Here is a 21,720-nt window from a genome sequence, read left to right as displayed (position 1 = left end):
TTATAATGCATGTGAGATTCCATATGGCCTTTAAAAGACAAATTATAATCATATGAAATCGACACGATTAAAATCATCATTAAAACACACAGGGCAATGATTATTTTAATCGTCATAGATTCCATCTGACCATCTTAAAACAATTATAAACAGATGAAAAATAAAACCAACGTATTACTCATCGCACTTCTATTTTCCTTATTCATCAGCTCTTGCAAAGATGATCCAGACCCAATTTTACCTGTACCCACTATAGAAAATGTGGAGATAGGCTCTGGCAATAATCACATCGGGGTAATAGGAAGGGATTTTCACCTCAATGCTGACATTGTAGCAGGGGATAAGATTGACTTGGTCCAGGTGAAGATTGAGCCCATAGCGGGCGAGACTTATGCCGGCGATTGGAATTTTGAATTGACCTGGGAGCAGTTTAAGGGAGCAAAAAATACCAACATACATCAGCATTTTGATATACCTGAAGAAGCTGTGGAAGGAAAATACGAATTCACCATCATCGTCACCGATGAGAATGGGACCATATTGGAGGAAAAAGCTGAAATTCAGATAATTGCCCCTTCAAACCTGGCGGTAGACCCCTTACTGTATATTTGGATGATTACTACTGACCAAGGGGATTTTCACTACGTGAACGAAGACTTGATCAATCCGGAAAATGTAGAATTCTCCAAAGATGAAATCCTTAAATCTGATGTGACTATAAACAATGTAAAGGGGGATGGAAAAATGTATCTTTTGCTCATTAGAAAAGATCTTAACCATCGACCTGAATCTGTGGATGCCATTGATTTTTCCAAGGTAATTGTATATGACTATTATGCCCATGAAAATGAAGAGGATGTGTATTCATTTGCCAATGTTATTTATGATGGCAGCGGTGGTTTTCTTCGTCCAACCCCTGAGTTTAAAATTGGTTCTCCTACAGATAATAACATTCCCGCCGGCGATTTGACAACCGGGGAAAATGCATGGAAACCCGGTGAATACTACTTTGGTGTTGTCTATACCAATTCCACATATGACATCAGTTTATATCATTATTTCGAGCTGAAAGTATCTGGGGTTTAAATCTTGGTAGAAAAGTAATCTGGTCTACATAGTCCCGACTGCCAGTATTTGAAAATTGAATTGGTAAAATTGATCCTCCTTTGGCATGAAGATGAGAGCACGTGGAGGGATGATTGACCATGTGAAATCGTTTATAAACAGATGAATATGAAAATTTACAAATTAGTTTTAATAATGATTTTTTTGCTGACAGCCTGCGGGGAAGAGGAAAAGCCAGCAATCGATCTGGAATACCCTGAGATAATCGACACTGAGAATACTTTTCCAGTACAGTGCAGTATCGTGGAAAGGGGAGGGAAGATCCAGTTTAAGGCATTATTCAGGGATAATGTGGAATTGGGTGGTTATAGTCTGGATATACACCACAATTTTGATCACCATACACATAGCACCGAGGTGAACGACTGTAATCAGAACCCAATTAAAACCGCCGTAGATCCTATGTTATTTATACAGACCTACACTATTCCCACTGGGCTAGCCGAGTATGAAGCCGAAGCTGAAATCGATGTTCCTTCAGACATTGATCCTGGAGATTACCACTTCATGATTAGGCTTACTGATAAGGAAGGCTGGCAGACCATTCAGGGGATCAGTATAAAAATAGAATGAGTCTGAACAGCTTTACCGCTCATCAGCCTGATCAGGTATTTTGTAACTTATTTATGCAACAATATTGCAAATAAACATTTTTTTTATGCAACAATGTTGTATTTTTGGTAATGAGATTTGATCAACCTAAATCAACAAAATTTTAATTACCATCATTTATTTATGAAACAGTACAACAGAAGATTTTTAATCCCCGCATTTCTTTTCGGTTCATTTCTGACATTTTCATGTTCAGAAGATGATCCAGAGCCGATAATCCTGAACGGGATTGAAAAGGCAAATCTGGTCTTTACTGAGATTTCGGGAGGTGAGGACTTGAGTGCACATGGAGACCATTTTCATGGTATTAATACAGCAACTGAAGGAGAATCATCTATACTCGAATTTGATGCTGATGGAAATGCGCTTTCAGGGGGGCATTTACATTTGGACCCCGATGGCATTTATAAGGTCGAGTTACAGGCCTGGGATTACCAAGGCAATAGAGTAGAAGGTGATTTCACCACGGATAAGGCTACTGCTGACTTTTACAAAGCTTTTCTTATCGGAGGAGATTTTATACTCAATCCTGAGACAGCGGATGAAACAGGCGCTATATTCCAACCCCGCGATCTAACTTATGGTGATGGCACAGAAATCGGCGGAAAGTACGAAACTACTGGAATCTTAAGCTACTTCACAGTAGGTGAGTCCAACGAAGGTGAAATGGATGTGAGTTATGTAATTCGTAAATTCAGTTCTTCAGATACCAAAGCAGCTGTAGAAAGAGTCGATTGGAATGCAGACGATTACGCCTCCAGGTTTCCAGGAGAGGATATTCTGACGCTAAATTTTGAAATTCATGCAGAGCATGAGCACGATCATTGAGAATTAACATTTGGTTGATTAAAAAAGCTGTTGGGGATTTTCCAGACAGCTTTTTTATTTTTTTACTCAAAACGCTAAGCCTGAAAACACGATAATCAGTGGGGCCAGTTACCTCATTTATGACAGGACTGCCTAGCGGATTGGCTTAAAGGTGATACCAACCGATTATATTCGATCGCAAAAGGTATTATACCCACTCTATAGATAGCTTTAAAGCATACTGTCAGATTAGAATCAAGGGAAGTTGTTTTTTTATGTATTCGGTCCATCCACAAAGCTGGTGGTTTGGTTGGCTTTATTATTTCCTAGGTTATTCTGCCGTCTGTATATTCAGAAAATAGGTGATAACTTTGGCGGGTAAATTCAAAACATACCTCAGAGCATACATATATGATCGCAGATTCACTGGCCAGACAATTTTTGGTAATGCACAGACATTTTTTACGCATATCAGTGATCGAGGATGAACTGGGGATAAGTGGAAAATCACTGTATAAGTGGATGATAGGCAAGAGACCCCTGCCTGATAGGTGGGAGCAACCACTGTATGACTACCTGTATCCCATGCTAGATCCAGAAAATGAAATCCATCAGAAGACTTTCCGGGAAGATAAGGTCGTGGTTCTGGAGCAGCATCAGATTTTGCCTGAGTATCAGGATGTCAAGCGGGAGGTATTAAGGAGAACCCATTTCCCGGTTGAGTGTACTGCAGGTGCCGATGTGGTTTATTATAGGTTTTTCAACCGGGGACTCAGGGAAAGTTATATTTCCATCTACTCTGCCTATCGCAAAGGTTCCTGGTGAAGGAGAATAGCGATTGTTTTAATTCAAACCCTTTAGTGAAGCTAGTACTTCTGTCGAAAATGGGGATCCATTTCATTCGCTAGTTTTTCAATAATTGTCATATAACCCATAAATACACTTTGTTTTTCTGCTATTTCCCTTAAAATCAACCAAATACGTGTTGTTTTTATCCAAAATCCGCCTTCTTGCACATGTCTTTTAGTTTTTGAAAGTTATCAGTAAGAGCAACCACTTCCCCTCACTCTTCAGGAAGATATTCGCTGACCAACGGCCACCAAGTACTCAGTACGAATGAATTAATCTATCCATTATTAGGATCTGCACCTGAATGGTTTTATTGGGGAACCCTACAGTACAGGATAGAAATAGCATTAAATAATCCAAAATTAACTCTCTCTCTCCACCTATAATTTTCCTTTTCTTACCTGATTGAGGTCAATTAAATTATGACGATCATTCTTACTATGGCCAAGATGAAGGGAAGCCTATTTTAATCCTGATGAAAATTTAATAGGAAACCCATGACCTCTTCAGAGACTAATAAAATTCTTCTTAATAGAATTTCGGTCAATTCCGACAAAGCTGCTTTCTCAGAACTTTTCAAGAGGTACCATTCTAAATTAGTCTCATTTGCGACCTGTTTTTTGCCACATTATGGAGAGGCCGAGGATATGGTTTCCGATGTATTTATCAGGTTACTTAAAAACCATAAAAGTCTCAAGGATATAGAAAATTTTGAGGGGTATCTTTACTATTCAGTTAAAAACCAATGTCTGAACCAACTCAAAAAGAATAAAAGAAAAGATAGCTTGTTTACTCCTCTTGATATGCAGGACTGTAAAACCGGTGAATATACTCAGCCTCTTGAACAATTGTTGACTTCTGAATTGCGTGGAAAAATAGCAGGGTGTGTAGATCGATTACCTCAAAAACGAAGATTGGTTTATAAAATGATCAAGGACGATGGTTTAAGTATAAAAGAAACAGCGAACCTTTTGGATATTGCGGACAAAACAGTGAAAAAACACTTGGAATTGGCGGTAAGAGAAATCAGAGTTGAGATCCAAATCTACCTGTCCAATCAAGGAGAGGATTCCAAGGTTATTCCTATTTCTGCTAAGTTGGGAAGTTTGGGGGGTATAATACTAAGTGCGTGTAATTTTTTTGGATTATCCGGGAATACGCTCTGATTTCCTAAGTTTACCCCAGAGTAAATAAGAGTTTTTTTTATGTGGAGTTTCTATTTTATTCTGGGTATTTAATGAAATACAGCGAGTTATTTTGAGACTCAAGCCAGTTACCTATTATTTTTTTTGATAAAATCTAAAAACGCGTTACGCCCTTTTTCGATTTCAATTGTCTATTAAGATGTGAATGTACACCGAGAACAGATGGATGAACTTCTTGCTAAGTGGTTGAGTAATACTGCCACTGAAGATGAACTTGCTATCCTAAAAAAATGGGCTACTCAAAGTGAGGAAAATTTAAAACTCATTGAAAACCTTCAAAAAACATGGAGTGAGGATAATTCTGAGCCCCTTTTGGTCAATGTTGACGCTAAGGCAAATGAGATTTGGGCTAGTGCAATGAAAGAAATGCCAAAGCAAGCCCGGCGTAGGTATTTATGGATTAGATATGCAGCAGCAATCTTGATTCTATCCTGTTCATTTTTTTGGTTATTGAGTAGGGCTGATTTTGGACAGACAGCGCAGGAAGATGTTTTATCAATTGCCCGAACATATATTTTAAGAGAAAATGCACCTGGTCAAAAAACTAAAGTTAATTTGCCTGATGGCTCAATAGCTTTTTTAAATAGTAGCTCCAGTATTAAATATTCAAATGGTTTTGATGGGGCAGAAAGAAGGATTATTCTTAAAGGAGAAGCATTTTTTGAAGTAGCCAAGGATGCTACAAAACCATTTGTAGTAGAAAGCAATAACATAGAAACCATCGCATTAGGCACTGCTTTTAATGTGAATGCCTTCAACCTCAATGAAATTCGCATATCCTTGGTAGAAGGCAAAGTCAGAATAAACCAAGCTGAAACAGCTGATGAAGTAGCCATCCTAAGTCCAGGTTTTGAACTGGTTGTCAATACCAGTACACAGGAATTTCTAAACCAACCATTTGAATATGAGGATGTGATAGGATGGAAGGAAGGGAGGTTGGTGTTTAATCATGCCTCTCTAGAGGAAGTTTCACTTAGGCTAGAAAGATGGTATGCGGTGGATATTACCTTGAAAGGAAGAGTCCCGACAAACTGGAAAATATCCACAGTCTATGAAAATCAGCCATTAGAAAATGTATTAATAGATCTCCAATATTCTAAAAAGTTTGCCTATGAGATAAATGGTTCAACTGTGACTATCACATTTTAAAAAAACAGAACCAATGGGATTGCGCCCCATTGATTCTGACCAGGTTTAACTGATTGCTTGGACACAGTTTAGTTAAACCCTATAAAATACTTGTCAGTACTCTATAACCCAAAATTATGATAAATAAACCTATACTGCTAATTCTGAAAATGACAAAATATACCCTATATGGTTTTTTGTTTCAGATGCTTGTTTTGAATGTGGTGCTTGCCCACACAATTAAAGCCCAAAAAATCGATGAAGTTTTTGTAAGTGTTTCTTTTAGCAAAGTAAAACTGCTCAATATCCTAAATGAAATTGAAAACCAGACCGAATTTCAATTCACTATTCATGAGAATGAGGAATATTTAAGACGAAAAATATCGGTGAGTCATTCTAATATCTCTGTAGAAGACTTGCTTAAAGAAATAGGAAAACAAACAGGGTTGAATTTTCAACAGGTCAACAGAAATATTTCCATGCGACTGGCTCCCAGGAAAACTGTAAGCAATGTTGATCCTCAAATCAATATAACCGGAACAGTAAAGGATAATCTTGGCAATCCGCTGCCCGGTGTAACTATAATTGTAGAAGGATCGACTTCAGGAACTGTATCAGATATAGATGGGAAATATGCTATTTCAGCAGTGGCAGAGGATGTTTTGGTATTTTCTTTCATAGGTTTTAATCAACAAAAAGTAACCGTAGGAAATCAAACTGAAATTAATGTAACCATGCTGGAAGATGAGCAAGCTCTTGATGAGGTAGTTGTGGTAGGGTATGGTACCCAAAGGAAAGAAGATGTAACGGGATCAGTTGCTACTGTGAATGAAAAGTCCGTAAAGGACCTTCCGGTATCTTCTGTGGACCAAAAAATGATTGGGCAGGTAGCTGGCGTTCAGATCCAACAAGTTTCGGGGGCGCCTGGAGCTGGTACTTCAATAAAAATCAGAGGTAGTGGTTCGCTGGGTGCAGGAAATGAGCCTTTATATGTGGTAGACGGAATGCCTTATTCAGCAGGTATGAACCAATCATTGAACCCATTAATGTTTATTGATCCGAATAATATCGAATCAATTACCATACTAAAGGATGCGTCTTCGACGGCAATTTATGGGTCACGTGGTGCAAATGGAGTAATAATGATCACCACCAAAAAAGGATCATATAATCAAACCAACATTACTTTTTCTGCGATGACAGGAGTTCAACAAGTTCCTGAAAAGGGCAGGCCCAATATGTTGAATCAACGGGAGTTTGCCCAATTTCAAAGAGATAGGATAGATCTCGAAGTAGATCTAAGAGAGCAAAGGGAAGCGTCGTTGGAAGACTATCCTGAAGAATATAGAGATTTGGATGCTCTCACTGGAGAAGGGACAGATTGGTATGACCTGATTTTAAGAGATGCACCGATCCAGGATTATAATTTTAATCTTCAAAAAGGATCAGATGATTCAAGGATCAATTTCAGTTTAGGCTATTTCAATCAGCAAGGGGTTTTGAAAGAAACCGGCATTGAGCGTTTTAGCAGTAAACTAGGAATTGAGACGAACCTTACTGATGCTATTAAGTTAGGGGTTTCAATTCAACCCACATATATTAGTCAGAATCGAGCTAATACAAATCTTAACAGGGAAGATGTATTGGGTGTTAGTATCTGGGCTAATCCCATCTCAACACCTTACGACGAGAATGGAAATCTAAAACCTTATATAGTTGCCCCTCAGAGTAAGTATCATTCCGCCTGGAGTTTTGCCAACCCGCTGTTTGTACTTCAGGAAATGACCACAGAACAAAAATCCTTTCAGAATTTAGGTCTGGCATATTTAGAGTGGAGTATTCTTCCAAACCTTAGACTGAGGTCATCTTTAAATACTATTTTGGAAGCATCCAAATACTTCCAATACATACCAAGTACGGTAGGCGGATCAAACCGCCCACCTACAAAAGGTACTGGAAATTCCACAAATAATCGATTTAATAGCTTCAACTGGTTGGTAGAAAATACTATTAATTATGATTTAGCCTTTAATGATCATAGCTTCAATGCCCTACTGGGTTATACTGTTCAAAGATATAACTCCAATAATCTAAATCTTAGTGCAAGTCCATATCCCAACGATCTTATAACTACCATCAATGCAGCTCAAACCATTGATTCATGGGGGGAAGGAGTGAATGAGTGGAGCATGATCTCTTACCTGGGCAGACTAAATTATTCCTTTAAGGAAAGGTATTTGTTTACAGCCACATTCAGATCAGATGGATCCTCAAGATTTGGCAGTGATAACCGCTTCGCCTTATTCCCTTCAATTGCCGCAGCCTGGAGAATTTCAGAAGAGAATTTTTTCCAGAATATAAGTTGGATTAATGAACTGAAACTTAGGACTAGTTATGGGAAAAGCGGGAACAACAACATCGGAAATTATGCACATTTAGCAAATATCAGCGCCGGGTCCTATGTATTTGGAAATACTCAGGTAACTGCTTCAAGTGTAGGTATCTCCAATCCAACATTAACATGGGAAGAATCCAATCAAATTGACGTAGGACTGGATTTCGGATTTTTCAATAGTCGGGCTTTTTTGATGGTTGACTTTTTTAGAAGAAGAAGTGACAACATGCTTCTAGAAGATGTAATCCCTGCCATTACAGGGTTTAATACCCAGACAATTAATCAGGGAAGTGTACAGAATATGGGATTGGAGATTGCTTTGGGAGGCTCTCCAATCGAAGGAGAGTTAAACTGGAGCGTAAGCGGAAATATAGCCTTCAATCGAAATGAAGTGCTGTCATTGAATGATAATACAGTCAGAATCTTAGCCGGCAACAATGATGGCAATCCTACCCATGTCTCTGTAGTAGGGAAGCCAATTGGACAATTCTTTGGCTTCGTTCTCGAAGGGATATACACCGCAGAATATCTCAGTCAGCCGGGAGTGATTAACTCCCCCCAAGTTTACGAAGGGAACGTCAAATATAAGGACATTAATGGGGATGGCTTCATCAACGACGTTTTGGACTATACAATTATCGGTAACCCTCACCCTGATTTTATTTTCGGTTTGACGAACAATTTTTCCTATAAGAATTTTGACTTGGGAATGATTATCAATGGCCAGAAGGGAGGACAGGTAATGAATGGATTAAGACAAACTACTGACAATCTCCAGGGTTTTTTCAATGTAGATAAGGATTGGGAAAATAGATGGAGAAGTACTGAAAACCCGGGAGATGGTATTCACTCAGGGGTTCCGAAACTTAAACCAAGTTGGGGGCATAGGGTGTCAACCTTGTGGGTCGAAGATGCCTCATACCTTCGTATTGCCAACTTGACACTAGGTTATACGCTACCCCAGAATTTGGCAGATAAACTTAAGGTTATAAAAAGTTCAAGGCTTTATTTAACGGTTCAAAATCTTGCCATGTTTACCAACTATAAGGGGGCAAATCCCGAAGGTCAGGCAGCAAACCAAAATAATACCTTGGTGCCTGGTTTCGATATGACTTCATATCCAATCTCCAGAACAATTTCCATGGGCATTAATCTTTCTTTTTGACAAGGAAGACTTCACTCATAATTTCTTCTTAAGAAAATAACCTTATTATGAAAAAGTTACTATATATACTGTTGTTATTTATTATTTGCTCCTGTTCACATGATTTTCTTGAAATCTATCCTAAAACTACGCTTAGTGAAGGAAATTTCTACCAATCTCAGGAAGAGTTCATTCTCTTAGCAAATGGGTGCTATATTCCTTTAAGAGAATATGAAAAAAACACGCATTGGGTTCTTTCCGAATTAATATCCGACAACACCAGTTTTCAATACAACATAAAAACAGGAGAGGCTGTACGGGGTATTATCGATCAGTTTATTATTACGGCAGATAATAGAGCCTATGCGGATTTCTGGAATCTTTCCTATAATGGAATCAACCGATGTAACAAGCTTTTACTCGAAATAGACAGGCCGGAAGTAGAGTGGTCAGATCCTGGATATAAAAGCAGATCTTCAGGGGAAGCCTTATTCTTAAGGGCGCTTTACTATTTCAATTTGGTTAGGCAGTTTGGGGGTGTTCCGTTGGTTTTGAACCCAATCAGTGCCCAAGATGCGCTGCAAATAACAAGATCAGCAGAGGGGGAAATTTATGCTAGCATCATCAATGACCTAAAATCAGCGATTGAACAGTTTTCTATGGCTACTGAACTGGAAGAAAATGGGAGGGCAAATCTATATGCTTCTTATGCATTGCTGGGTAAGGTTTATTTAACTCTTAAGGAGTATGGAAACGCAGAGGTTTCCTTAAAAACTGTGATTGATTCAAACCAGTATTTCCTCTTATCAGATTACGCAGACTTATTTGATCCCAGTAACAAGGATTATAATGAGACAATATTCAGTGTACAATATTCTGAAAACAGCAGAGAGCTGTCGAATAGGTTCATATTTATGTTTGCTCCTTGGACTTCTGAGGGGAATATTACTATGCGGCCAAACATAAATATTATTTCCGCAGGATGGAATCAACCTACACAAGATTTATTGGATGCGTTTGAAGAAGGAGATAAAAGAAAAGAGGTTTCGATTAAGTTTTGGAATGGGCCGGATTGGGATGGAGTGGTTAGGGATATACCCTATACCGGAAAATTCAAACCCCCTATTTCCGCTCCTGATGACAGGACAGGTGACAATTTTCCGGTTTTAAGATATTCTGATGTTTTGCTGATGTATGCTGAAGTCTTGAATGAGCTTGGAAGAACTGGTGAGGCCATCACATATGTGCAGCAAGTAAGGGAAAGGGCAGGCTTAACAGCGCCTTTGACTGGGTATGATAAAACCAGATTAGAAGATTTGATTGCAAAGGAGCGTCAGGTTGAGTTTTGCTTTGAAAACCAACGGTGGTATGATTTAAAGCGGACGGATAAAGCCACAGAGGTGATGACCACTCATGGTCAACGGGAACTAGGCCAAAAGGAATTTCTTTACAATGGAGCCTACGAGATAGATGCGCATAAATTATTGGCGCCACTTCCTGCAGAACAAATACTCATTAATAACCTAGAACAAAACCCGGGATATTAATATGGATTTTTCGTTGGATTTAATTAACAGAATAAGCAGGTTTTTCCGGTTAGCCAGGCAAGTTGGGTTATTGTTAATCTTAGTATTTTCAATTTCCTATAAACTGAAAGCACAAAGTAAGAAGCCCAACATCATTTTTATATTGACAGATGATCAGCGCTGGGATGCCTTGGGATATGCAGGAAATAAAATTATCCAGACACCGGAGATGGATAAATTGGCGAGCGAGGGGATTTATTTTAAAAATGCATTCGTAACTACTCCAATTTGTGCTGCAAGCCGTGCCAGTATATTGACCGGAATGTATGAAAGAACCCATGGATATACGTTCGGACAAGGACAGATCAAGCAGCCTTATATCGCTAATTCCTATCCCAGCCTGATGAAAGAATCTGGTTATTATACAGGTTTCTTCGGCAAGTTTGGAGTGCAATATGACAAAGTCTCTGATTTGTTTGACAAGGTCGAAGTGTATGACCGGAACGGTAAGTATCCGGATAGAAGGGGGTATTATTATAAAACCCTGGGTGCTGATACCGTCCATTTGACGAGATACACTGGACAGAAGGGAATTGATTTCATTGAAAATGCACCCAAGGATCTGCCTTTTTGCCTTTCCTTAAGCTTTAGCGCACCTCATGCTCATGATCCCGCTGCCGACCAATATTTCTGGCAAAACGAAATGAATGCACTCTATGATAATATAACGATTGCCCCTCCTTTGCTTAGTGATTTACACTATTTTGAAGCCCAGCCTAACTATGTCAGAGACGGAGAAAACAGGACTAGATGGAAATGGAGGTATGACACACCTGATAAATACCAGCATAGTGTGAAGGGGTACTATAGAATGATAGGGGGCATAGACCTTGAGATTTCCAGGATTAGAAAGGCATTGGAAAAATCCGGAATAGCCGACAACACCATTATTATTCTTATGGGAGATAATGGATACTTTCTGGGAGAAAGACAATTAGCCGGAAAATGGTTGATGTACGAGAATTCCATCCGTGTGCCGCTTATAATCTACGACCCAAGGAATCCAGGCCATAGGGACATCGAGGACATTGCACTGAATATTGATGTGGCGCCCACCATTTTTGACTTTGCTGGAATTGAAGTGCCATTAGAATGGCAGGGTAGAACATTAGCTCCTTTTGTAAATGGCGAGAATCCTGTCTTTGACAGGAAATCATTCATTACAGAACATCTCTGGGAAGTGGATATTATTCCTCCAAGTGAAGGGATTCGTACTAATGAGTGGAAATATTTTAGATATAGAAATGATCCGGGGCATGAAGAACTATATGACTTGGTCAGTGATCCTCTTGAAACTAACAACCTTGGCAAGGATCAAAGCCATGCCAAAAAATTGGTTGAGATGAGAGATAGATTTGAATCAATGGCAAAGGACCTGGAAACCAAAAAGCTGAATTGAAATTCATTTTATCCTAACTGAATTAAAACATGTCGTTTTTAAATAAAATAAACTATAGATTCCTGATGGTATTAATTGTTGTGTTATCCCTGTTGTTTGGATTCCGGTCAGTTAATCCAGAAATGGAGGCAGAAAAAACAAGGCGACCCAATGTGATTTTTGTACTTGCAGATCAATGGAGGGCAGATGCAATAGGATATGCTGGGAATACTGATGTGATAACCCCAAACCTGGACCGGCTGGCTAAAGAGAGCCTTGTCTTTGAAAATGCTGTCACTGTTATGGCAGTTTGTGCTCCATGGAGAGCTAGTTTTTTGACAGGTCAGTATCCTTTGACCAACGGTGTTTTTTATAATGATAAGCCACTTCCTTCTGAGGCAGTCACATTTGCAGAAATCTATAAAGAGCAGGGGTATCAAACCGGCTATATTGGCAAGTGGCATCTAAATGGACACAAAAGAGGGGAGGATGCGTTTAGTGCGAGGGATAAGCCAGTGCCAAAAGAACGAAGACAGGGATTTGATTATTGGAAAGTCCGGGAGGTCACCCATGATTATAATAATTCATTTTATTTCGATGAGAATGATCAAAAGCAATTTTGGGAAGGATATGACGCATTCTCTCAGACCGACAGTGCAATAAGTTATATTCATAAAAATAAGGACAGTCCATTTTTGCTGATGATGTCATGGGGACCACCACACAATCCCTACCATACTGCACCTGAGGAATATAGGCAGCGCTATGATCCGGACCAAATCACACTCAGACCAAATGTACCGGAGCATCTACGGGATAGTGCCAGGCAGGTGATTGCAGATTATTATGCCCACATTACAGCATTAGATAAGGCGATGGGAGACCTTTTGGAAGCGGTTGAGAAAGAAGGCTTGTCAGAAAATACCATCATCGTTTTTACCTCTGAGCATGGGGATATGTTGTTTTCCAAAGGTGTACTGAGAAAACAAAGACCTTGGGATGAATCCATTAAGGTTCCTATGTTGATTAGATATCCTAAAAAGATTACCAAGCCAAGGACAATTCAAGGCCCGATCAATACCCCTGATATACTGCCTACATTGCTCGGACTTAGTGACATAAATGTTCCCAAAAGTATTGAGGGAGATGATTATTCGGTTTCTCTTATCAAAGGCGAAGACATCAAAAATGACGGAGCTTTGATCATGCTTCCCGTACCTTTTCATGAATGGCAGTTTCAGAACGGCGGAAGAGAATATAGGGGGGTAAGAACTGAACGGTATACCTATGTGAAGGACTTACTTGGGCCATGGTTATTGTATGATAACCAAATGGATCCCTATCAACAAAACAACTTGGTTGACGACCCGCAATACACAAATCTTCAAAATTCACTAGAGAAAATTCTCAAATCCAAACTTAAGAAAACAAATGACCAATTTTTGCCAGCTGATGAGTACATGGCCCAATGGGACTATTTGTATGACAAGAATGACAGTATCAGAAACAAGGACTACCTGAAATTTAACAGACAGTAAATTATTCTATTTAGGGGAGATTTAGGGGAATTAAAGTCAGATGATTACTGAGAAAATGCTCATGTGAGAAACTATAAATAGTAAAGTATAGCATGGTAATGGAGAAATGCCCGGCTGGTTAGTCGGGTTTTTTTGACTAAAAAAAGTAGTATTTGTATACGAAGCTACATAAAGAAATTTTACCTTAATATTAGACTTTCTGTAATTTAAGTATAAGGGAAATGCAAGAAAATGGATTTTGGCTTTGGGAGTTTCTGGGACGGTTGCATCCGTTGATCGTTCATTTTCCCATTGCGCTAATTGTGGTGGCTGCAGTTATGGAGTTATTTACCTTCGGGAAATTCGAATCCAAAACCAGGCCCGGAATCATCATATTAGCAGCCATTGGGGCATTGAGTGCAATACTTGCTGCTCCGATGGGTTGGCTACTTGCCACCAATGAAGGAACGAGTGGTGAAGTTCTCGATCTGCATAAATGGGTAGGATTAGGTACAGCTGTTTTTAGTGTTTTTATTTTACTGTTTCTTCCCAAAGCCAGGGGAAAAGCTACTCCTTCCCAAATAAAAGTTTATAGGTCGATTTTATTTATCACAGCAATCGGCGTTTCCGTTACAGGTCATTTTGGAGGCTCCCTCACCCATGGAGAAGACTTTCTCTCGGAGGTATTGCCGTATTCAGGTCATGATGAATTGGAGATTGAAAAAACTCCAATCAACCTTGCAGCTTACAGTGCAGCGCTTACTCCGGAAAAAGAAATGAAACTGATCGGTGAAGTAAGAATGGTACTGGCCCACAATTGCTACAGATGTCACAGTGGTGCAAAGATTGAAGGAGAATTGCGACTCGATGAGAAAGAGTTTGTCTTTGAAGGTGGTGAAAATGGCAAAATCCTGGCGCCGGGAAATCCGGGTGAAAGTGAGCTTATCCGAAGGATCAATTTGGATAAGAACCATAAAGACGTCATGCCTTCCAAGGGCAAATTACTCAACAAAGAAGAGCGGGAGTTGCTTGCGCTTTGGATAGAAAAAGGGGCTCCGTGGCCAGATGGTGCAGCTCAGCAATCCGTCTATCGTGTAGCAGAACTTGCTCCCCGAAATCCGATTCTTCCTACCTATAAAGCTGGTCTGGACAATCCTGTTGACTTGTGGGTTGATGAATATTTTCTAGAAAATAAATTGGAGTGGGAGGGGCTTGTGGATGATAAAACATACTTGAGAAGGATCTACCTCGATGTGACTGGATTGCTTCCCAGTCCACAGGAGCTGGAGGAGTTCCGCAATGATCCCAGGCCTGAAAAAAGGGATGTCTGGTTGCAGGAATTACTCAGCAAATCTGATGAATACGCCACTCACTGGCTTAGCTTTTGGAATGATGCACTTCGTAACGACTATACAGGTACGGGATACATCACCAATGGCCGTTTCAATATCAGTGATTGGCTGTACACTTCATTGAGGGACAATAAGCCTTACGATCAATTTGTCAAGGAACTGCTAAACCCTACCGATAAATCCAAGGGTTTTATTGAGGGGATACGCTGGAGAGGAACGGTGAATGCCAGCCAAAGAACCGAGATGCAAGCTGCGCAGAACGTGGGCCAGGTAATATTGGGGCTAAATCTAAAATGCGCTTCCTGTCACGATAGTTTTATCTCTGACTGGAAGCTGGAAGAGTCCTATGCTTTTGCGAATATTTTCGCAGATAGCACACTCGAAGTAAGTCGCTGTGAGGTACCTACCGGGAAAATGGCAAAAACCGAAATTCTCTGGGAGGAGCTTGGGGAGATTGACTCGGCCGCCACAAAAGCTGAAAAGCTTCGGCAGCTTGCCGATAAATTGGTGCAACCTGCGAATGGTAGAATGTACCGTACTATTGTAAACCGGATCTGGAAGCAGATGATGGGAAGAGGAATTGTGGAGCCGGTAGATGAAATGGACAATGAGCCATGGAGTCAGGATTTGCTCGATTGGCTAGCCTCTGATTTTGTGGAAAACGGCTATGATCTGAAAGCCTTAATCTATCAAATCGCCAGTTCCAAAATCTATCAATCCCAATCCATCGGATACGCAAGTTATGAAGAGCTGATGGCAGAGGATTACCAATTCAAAGGAATGGTGCAAAAGCGCCTGACTGCCGAGGAGTTTTCCGACGCTGTCAGTGAAATAGTATACCCTCTTTTTACAAAGGAAGAAATCAAATATGATCCTTATGAGTTAAAAAGTCCAGAGGTTGATGCACCTACCTTTCCGAGGGCTGCACTGGTAGCCAATAATCCATTTCTAACTGCTTTAGGTAGACCGAATCGGGAGATTGTCTCTACCAGTAGGGATACGCAGGGGAATTTGCTTCAGGCGCTGGAGATGACAAATGGAGAAAGACTGAATACAGCTTTACTGAAAGGAGCAAAACAATGGGAAACCAAACTCAGTGATCCGGTTAAGATAACGGAGGAATTGTACCTAAAAGCATTGAACCGTAAACCTAATGAGAAAGAACTGGCAATTGCCAGAGAGGCTTTGGGCGCAAACCCTGATGCAGCTAAAATTCAGGATTTATTCTGGGCTGTCATTTTGTTGCCTGAATTTCAGATGTTGGAGTAAATCGATTTAGGATGTTGGATTTCTGATGTTACCAAGTCATCACAGCATTGCAAGGAAATACTGCCTGTTCCGATTCTTCGGGGTCGAAGCAATTTGCGAAGTAAAAAGGGATAATTTTCCCACAGACCTGACTGGCCTAAATCTGTGAAATTGGTCTGCTAAAATCTGCGGGAGGAATCTAATTAATTGAGAAAATCATGAAATCATCACTTAATAGGAGAGAATTTATTAAAAAGACCAGCGCGGCAGCGATGGCAACCATGGGGATGGGGGTACCATTTGCCGGGTTACTGTCTTCCTGCGGAACAGACAAAATTCCTGCGACAGCAGATTCGGTGATCTTACTATTTATGGCTGGGGGAATGGCCCATACCGAAACGTTTGACCCAAAGAAATACACGCCATTTCGGAAAGGGATGGAGTCTAAAGAAGTACTCAGCACATTCCCTTCAATACCCACCGCATTGGATGGTATCCAATTTTCTGAAGGGCTGGAATCTATGGCCAAAATCATGGACAAGGGAACATTGATTCGCTCTTATGTCGCGGCTGACCTTGGCCACATCCTCCATACCCGTCACCAATATCATTTCCACACCTGCTACGAACCCCCACAATCCGTGGTAGTTCCCCATATGGGTTCCTGGATATCCAAAGAACTGGGGCCTTTAAATCCCGTGATTCCTTCCTTTATCAATATTGGTCAACGATTTTCGGTAGGGGAAGGGGAAGAACTAAAGGCTTTTCACAGCGCTGGTTTTCTGGGCTCAGAGCACGGGCCCTTCCTGATACCCGATCCCTCAGCGGGTCTGGATAGTGTCCGGCCTCCAATAGGCATGTCGGCCAAACGTTTCGAATCCAGAAATCAACTCTATCATGACCTCATTTCTGCCGGGCCAATGGGAGAATACGGTTCTGACTATCAAAAGGAATCACTTAAGCGATCCATGGAGCAGGCCTATATCCTGCTTAACTCCCCGGAGGCCAAAGCTTTTGATCTAAGTCAGGAACCAAAGGAAAGCTATGATAAATATAACAACGGCAAGTTTGGCTTAGGCTGTCTGCTGGCAAAAAGATTGGTGGACCAGGGGGCAAGGTTTATCACTGTGACTTCAGAATATGAGCCATTTATGGGGTGGGACACCCATGACAATGGACATACACGGCTGAAGGATATGAAAAAAATGATAGATGCACCGATCTCCCAATTAATCAGGGATCTGGAAAAAAGTGGAAAACTAGACCGTGCATTGGTGATCGTTGCCAGCGAATTCAGTAGGGATATGATGACTGAAGGAAGACCGGGGCTGAAAGTGCTTGATCAAGTTGAAGTGCCCGATGTGATTGAAGACATGAAAAATTATGGAATGCATCGTCACTTTACCGATGGTTGCTCTATGTTGCTTTTCGGAGGAGGTATCAAGAAAGGATTCGTTTATGGGAAAACCGCTGATGAACGCCCCTGTAAAAGTATAGAAAATCCGATTAAGATAGATAGCATCCATCAGACCATCTATCATGCACTTGGAATTGCCCCGGAAACAAACTATGAGATAGAAAAGCGACCATTCTACACCACACCCGATGGACATGGGAAAGTTGCTTTTGATTTATTGCAAAGTACATAACGTTGTCTGATTTGAAGCATAGTGGAGGTTCCGAAAGGGTGTGCTCAACTTGGATGTCCATACCAGCTACAGTGGTCGCGATAGTCTTTTGATGAATATCAAGGCCACAGACTTTCTGGATTATATGTTCGAATCCAATTTGTGATGCCATAACCAATATCAGAACTAGTACTATCCTGATTATGCAGAAATTCAACTCTTTCATCTCCTTTTGTGACAGCCTAATTCATGAATGTTTTATTTTTCATACTACTTTTTGTAGTTAATAAGCCACGAACCGGAGATTAATCCCGAACCGTGGCTTAGTGCAACAGACAAAATTTTACGCGGAGTTATCTGTTCAAGGTATATCTTACTCCTAGAAATCCCCTTGCGCCTTGATTTGCGGTATAAACATACGATGGGTCGAAAGTAAGTGCATTTGGATTATCCGGCGTAGGTATCACAGAGCCATCGGTGGCAAAGTCCACATTTTTATCAAATGGATCGAATGCTCTGGCAATACTATTGGCTGCCGGGGTAAAATTCAGCAGATTTTTAACGCCTCCATATACTTCCCATTTATCACCCAGAGATTTGGTCAATTGAATATTCTGGATGCTGTACCACGGAGAATATCCGGGTCTATCATCCAATTCTCCTAATAAAGGAAGCCTCATCGGGCTGTATACATTTCCTGTATAATCCACTTTCAGCCCCAAGCTAAAAAACTCATACCCTACCGACCAAACACCGGAGAAGCGCTCAGTAAGCAATTGCCTGGTCTTAATACCCTCTTCTTCTACACTTACATCCATTAAGGTTGCACCCGTAGTGATACTGAGACCGCCTGGCCAGGCAACATCTGCATTTAGGGACAAACCCTGAGAAACTGCTGAACCGTCTAGGTTAGCATAAATAATCTGGTTTGGATTGGTTTCATAGTCGGGCACAATACGATTGGTAAAGTAGGTGTAAAAGACAGACCCATCCAGTCCGACAAACACACCGCTATCTGTATAGATTTTCTTCACCAGGTTCCCATTGACATTCCAGCTTTTTTCAGGCCTTAGCTCTTCCTCAAAAACAACATCGCGTGCTCCGGTCAAAGCGGCATGATCTTCTGTGAACACGTTTGCTACCCGGAATCCGTTGCCAGCTGAAAGACGAAGTGTTGTGGTCTTGTCAGCTGATGAAATTTTATAATTAACCCTTGGGGTGACTATTGATCCGTGGATTGAATTGTAATCATAACGTGCTCCCAACAACAAACTCTGCTTTTCTGAAAACTTGATCTCATCCTGAAGAAAAACACCTGGTAAATGCATTTTTGACGGCATATTTTTTTTGGAATCAACCTCCGAAGTGGCCGCAGTATTATCATCATAATACGTATAACGATAGGCCATACCAAGCAGAACCCTGTGTTTCTCCGCCGTCTTTGTCCAGGTCAGTTGACCAAAACCTATGTATTGATCTGCCATGTAAGAAGTTGAGCCATAAAAGGAATTCTGCTTGTGTCCATTTGCGGAGAACTGAAAGTTAATATTCTCTGAAGTAGGTAGCTGCCATGTTCCGAAAGTCTCCCACCTGCTTGTATAGATACTTTCTCCATATACCTCTTCCCCACCACGGAAGCCAGAATTCCAGTTCATTTCACCCCCCCAGCGATCTTCATAGATATACCTACCTGCGACTGTAAAAACACGGTTCTGAGGTCTTGAAATATTGATCTTCTGAAAAACTGAAATTCGTTTCGACAAGGTCAAATCCGTGAAATTATCACCATTGTGATCAATTGGATTATCATAATAAAAGCCATTTATCCCGGTCAATGACTGAATCTTTTTGCCCCAGTTAGAGCGCACGCCCAAATCCAGATTGGTTTCTCCCCAACCCGTAACAAATGCATCTGTTGAAAATAAAGGAGCTGCATCAGTTCTTTTAGTGATCACATTGATCAACCCTCCCACCGCTTCGGAGCCATACAATGTTGATGCTGGTCCTTTCACTATTTCCATACGGTCAATCAAAGCCTGGGGAATGCCAGATAGACCGTAGACAGTACCAAGTCCACTCACAATAGGCATTCCATCAATAAGCACCATAGTATATGGCCCCTCCAGTCCGTTAATGTGTATATCACCCGTGTTACACACATTGCAATTGACCTGTGGGCGTACTCCGTTAACTGTCTGAAGTGCTTCAAAAATTGATGGCGTTGGATTGGCCTTAAAGAAATTAGCTGAATAGACTTCCACAGGAACAGGGCTGTCCAGCTTGGACACTTCCTGCATCGTTCCACTGACTACTACTTCATCCAGTCCTTCATCCATTTCTTCTAATTGGATTATCAATTGGTCAGAAGACTGGGGGACAACTACCTTTTGCTGGGAAGATTTAAATCCTACCATAGAAACTTGTAGCGTATAAGTGCCTGGTTTCTCTACCTGAATGGTAAACTCACCGTTCATGTTTGTGGTGGCGCCCACGCCTAAACTCTTTATATAGACATTGACGAATTCTACCCCATCATTCCCTAATAGAACTTTACCCCTTATCGGGGTGGATTGCCCGAAAAGGGCGTTAGCAACTAGGAGAAATAATGTAACTAAGAAGTATTTGTTACGCATAACGGAAATTTAACAGTAATAGAAAGTTCAAATATACATTGTTAGTCTATTCTAACAAATTTGTTTTGGATAAAAATTAAATTGCTTAGCTTATTAAAACAGTTAGAGTTTGAAAACCCGGTTGGAAGCTAATAGGATTCAAGAAGGAGGGGATTATTGTTTTTTCAACTTTAACCCAAGAAATCTATCAATACAGCCTATTAACCGTATTCATCTTCTTATTATTCGACGGGATAGGTTTTTCGGGTAGCGGCTGCTGGGGTATTAAGCTAGTTTAGCTTTCTAGAAATCCAATAGTTAGGAATATTCTCAGTTTATCCAGGTCGATAATATGATATCATTTTTCTTAATGATGATCGGCACCTTAACATGGGACAGTAAGAAAGCTAATCCCCAAGAGCCTGTCCTAAAGGACAGCGAAGTGCTTAGGAAAGCCAGCTTGCGTGGTGGGATAATATCATTTTCCCTTCTTTACCACTGTTCCTTTCCGTCTGAGGCTCTCAAGTACTGAGGCTGCCAGGATTTGGTAACTACACCAATTTTTATCTAATTCTTCTGGATATACCACTAGAGCCCATCCTATTTGAACTTGATAGACTAATGTTTCCGCTGATTAGTATTCTTCTTCAAGGAAGAGGTGAGGTATTAAACCAATTACAAGTTCCACCAGGCCCCACAAGCAATGTGACTATCCTTAAAGGGGAATATCTGTTTGAGATAGTTCATGATTATAGTTTTTCCTGCCATACTTGAGGGTTGTTGGTCAACCTTAAAACAAACGATAACTGAAAAAACACGGGCGATCAAGATCGCAGAGTCACGTGGTCAAAGCGGGGTTCTTCCTCAATTTTGGTGAACGATCTTTGTATTCTTCCCTGGGTTGTTTCCGATACCTTCTGACCAAGTCAGATAATTTCTCTGCTAGTTAAAAAACATAGGAGAGAAAAAGACTAAAATCAATTGGGGCAAGTACTCTTGAATCAAAAAACAATCTTGTTCAACGCACCACCAGCTGACATTTTACATTTATTCTGTGTAAAATATTTATCTCACAGCATTGATTTCTATTTATATTAAGTCGTATTTCAGCAGTTCAAGCTAATTGTCTTTGAA

The 21,720-nt window shown here is 40.6% G+C and carries 13 protein-coding genes; 12 read left to right on the top strand and 1 reads right to left on the bottom strand.

Annotated features, from left to right (window positions below):
• Positions 1–153 precede the first annotated feature (153 nt).
• The 12 genes from AS141_RS09125 (at position 154) to AS141_RS09070 (ending at position 17,995) form a co-directional block, all read left to right on the top strand.
• The gene (locus tag AS141_RS09125) at positions 154–1,086 is read left to right on the top strand and encodes a DUF4625 domain-containing protein (protein WP_057937350.1); all 933 of its coding nucleotides are present in this window, start codon (positions 154–156) and stop codon (positions 1,084–1,086) included.
• Positions 1,087–1,233: 147 nt separating this feature from the next.
• Positions 1,234–1,698, top strand: coding sequence for a DUF4625 domain-containing protein (locus tag AS141_RS09120; protein ID WP_057937614.1), 465 nt, complete (start codon positions 1,234–1,236; stop codon positions 1,696–1,698).
• A 162-nt stretch (positions 1,699–1,860) separates the two neighbouring features.
• The gene (locus AS141_RS09115) at positions 1,861–2,565 is read left to right on the top strand and encodes a hypothetical protein (protein ID WP_057937349.1); all 705 of its coding nucleotides are present in this window, start codon (positions 1,861–1,863) and stop codon (positions 2,563–2,565) included.
• Between the two features lie 390 nt (positions 2,566–2,955).
• The gene (locus AS141_RS09110) at positions 2,956–3,369 is read left to right on the top strand and encodes a hypothetical protein (protein WP_057937348.1); all 414 of its coding nucleotides are present in this window, start codon (positions 2,956–2,958) and stop codon (positions 3,367–3,369) included.
• Positions 3,370–3,890: 521 nt separating this feature from the next.
• Positions 3,891–4,559, top strand: a complete 669-nt coding sequence (locus AS141_RS09105) for an RNA polymerase sigma factor (RefSeq protein ID WP_057937347.1) — start codon at positions 3,891–3,893, stop codon at positions 4,557–4,559.
• A 201-nt stretch (positions 4,560–4,760) separates the two neighbouring features.
• A complete protein-coding gene (locus tag AS141_RS09100) occupies positions 4,761–5,747 on the top strand; it encodes a FecR family protein (protein ID WP_057937346.1) in 987 nt (328 codons plus the stop codon).
• Between the two features lie 149 nt (positions 5,748–5,896).
• Positions 5,897–9,286, top strand: a complete 3,390-nt coding sequence (locus tag AS141_RS09095; RefSeq protein WP_232424855.1) for a SusC/RagA family TonB-linked outer membrane protein — start codon at positions 5,897–5,899, stop codon at positions 9,284–9,286.
• A 47-nt stretch (positions 9,287–9,333) separates the two neighbouring features.
• On the top strand, positions 9,334–10,812 hold the full coding sequence (locus tag AS141_RS09090) for a RagB/SusD family nutrient uptake outer membrane protein (protein ID WP_057937344.1): 1,479 nt from the start codon (positions 9,334–9,336) through the stop codon (positions 10,810–10,812).
• A 1-nt stretch (position 10,813) separates the two neighbouring features.
• On the top strand, positions 10,814–12,250 hold the full coding sequence (locus AS141_RS09085; RefSeq protein ID WP_057937343.1) for a sulfatase family protein: 1,437 nt from the start codon (positions 10,814–10,816) through the stop codon (positions 12,248–12,250).
• Between the two features lie 65 nt (positions 12,251–12,315).
• Entirely contained in the window at positions 12,316–13,767 is a 1,452-nt protein-coding gene (locus AS141_RS09080) for a sulfatase family protein (protein WP_057937613.1), read from the top strand.
• A gap of 221 nt (positions 13,768–13,988) precedes the next feature.
• A complete protein-coding gene (locus AS141_RS09075; RefSeq protein ID WP_057937342.1) occupies positions 13,989–16,367 on the top strand; it encodes a DUF1549 domain-containing protein in 2,379 nt (792 codons plus the stop codon).
• A 197-nt stretch (positions 16,368–16,564) separates the two neighbouring features.
• Positions 16,565–17,995, top strand: coding sequence for a DUF1501 domain-containing protein (locus AS141_RS09070; RefSeq protein WP_057937341.1), 1,431 nt, complete (start codon positions 16,565–16,567; stop codon positions 17,993–17,995).
• 332 nt (positions 17,996–18,327) lie between these two features.
• Here AS141_RS09070 and AS141_RS09065 read toward each other — a convergent pair whose 3' ends face one another.
• Positions 18,328–20,607, bottom strand: coding sequence for a TonB-dependent receptor (locus AS141_RS09065; protein ID WP_057937340.1), 2,280 nt, complete (start codon positions 20,605–20,607; stop codon positions 18,328–18,330).
• Between the last annotated feature and the right edge of the window lie 1,113 nt (positions 20,608–21,720).

The organism is Algoriphagus resistens (assembly GCF_001442615.1).
Taxonomy (GTDB): Bacteria; Bacteroidota; Bacteroidia; order Cytophagales; family Cyclobacteriaceae; genus Algoriphagus; species Algoriphagus resistens.
Note: the sequence above shows the minus strand (reverse complement) of the source record. Positions and strands in the feature narration are given on the sequence as shown.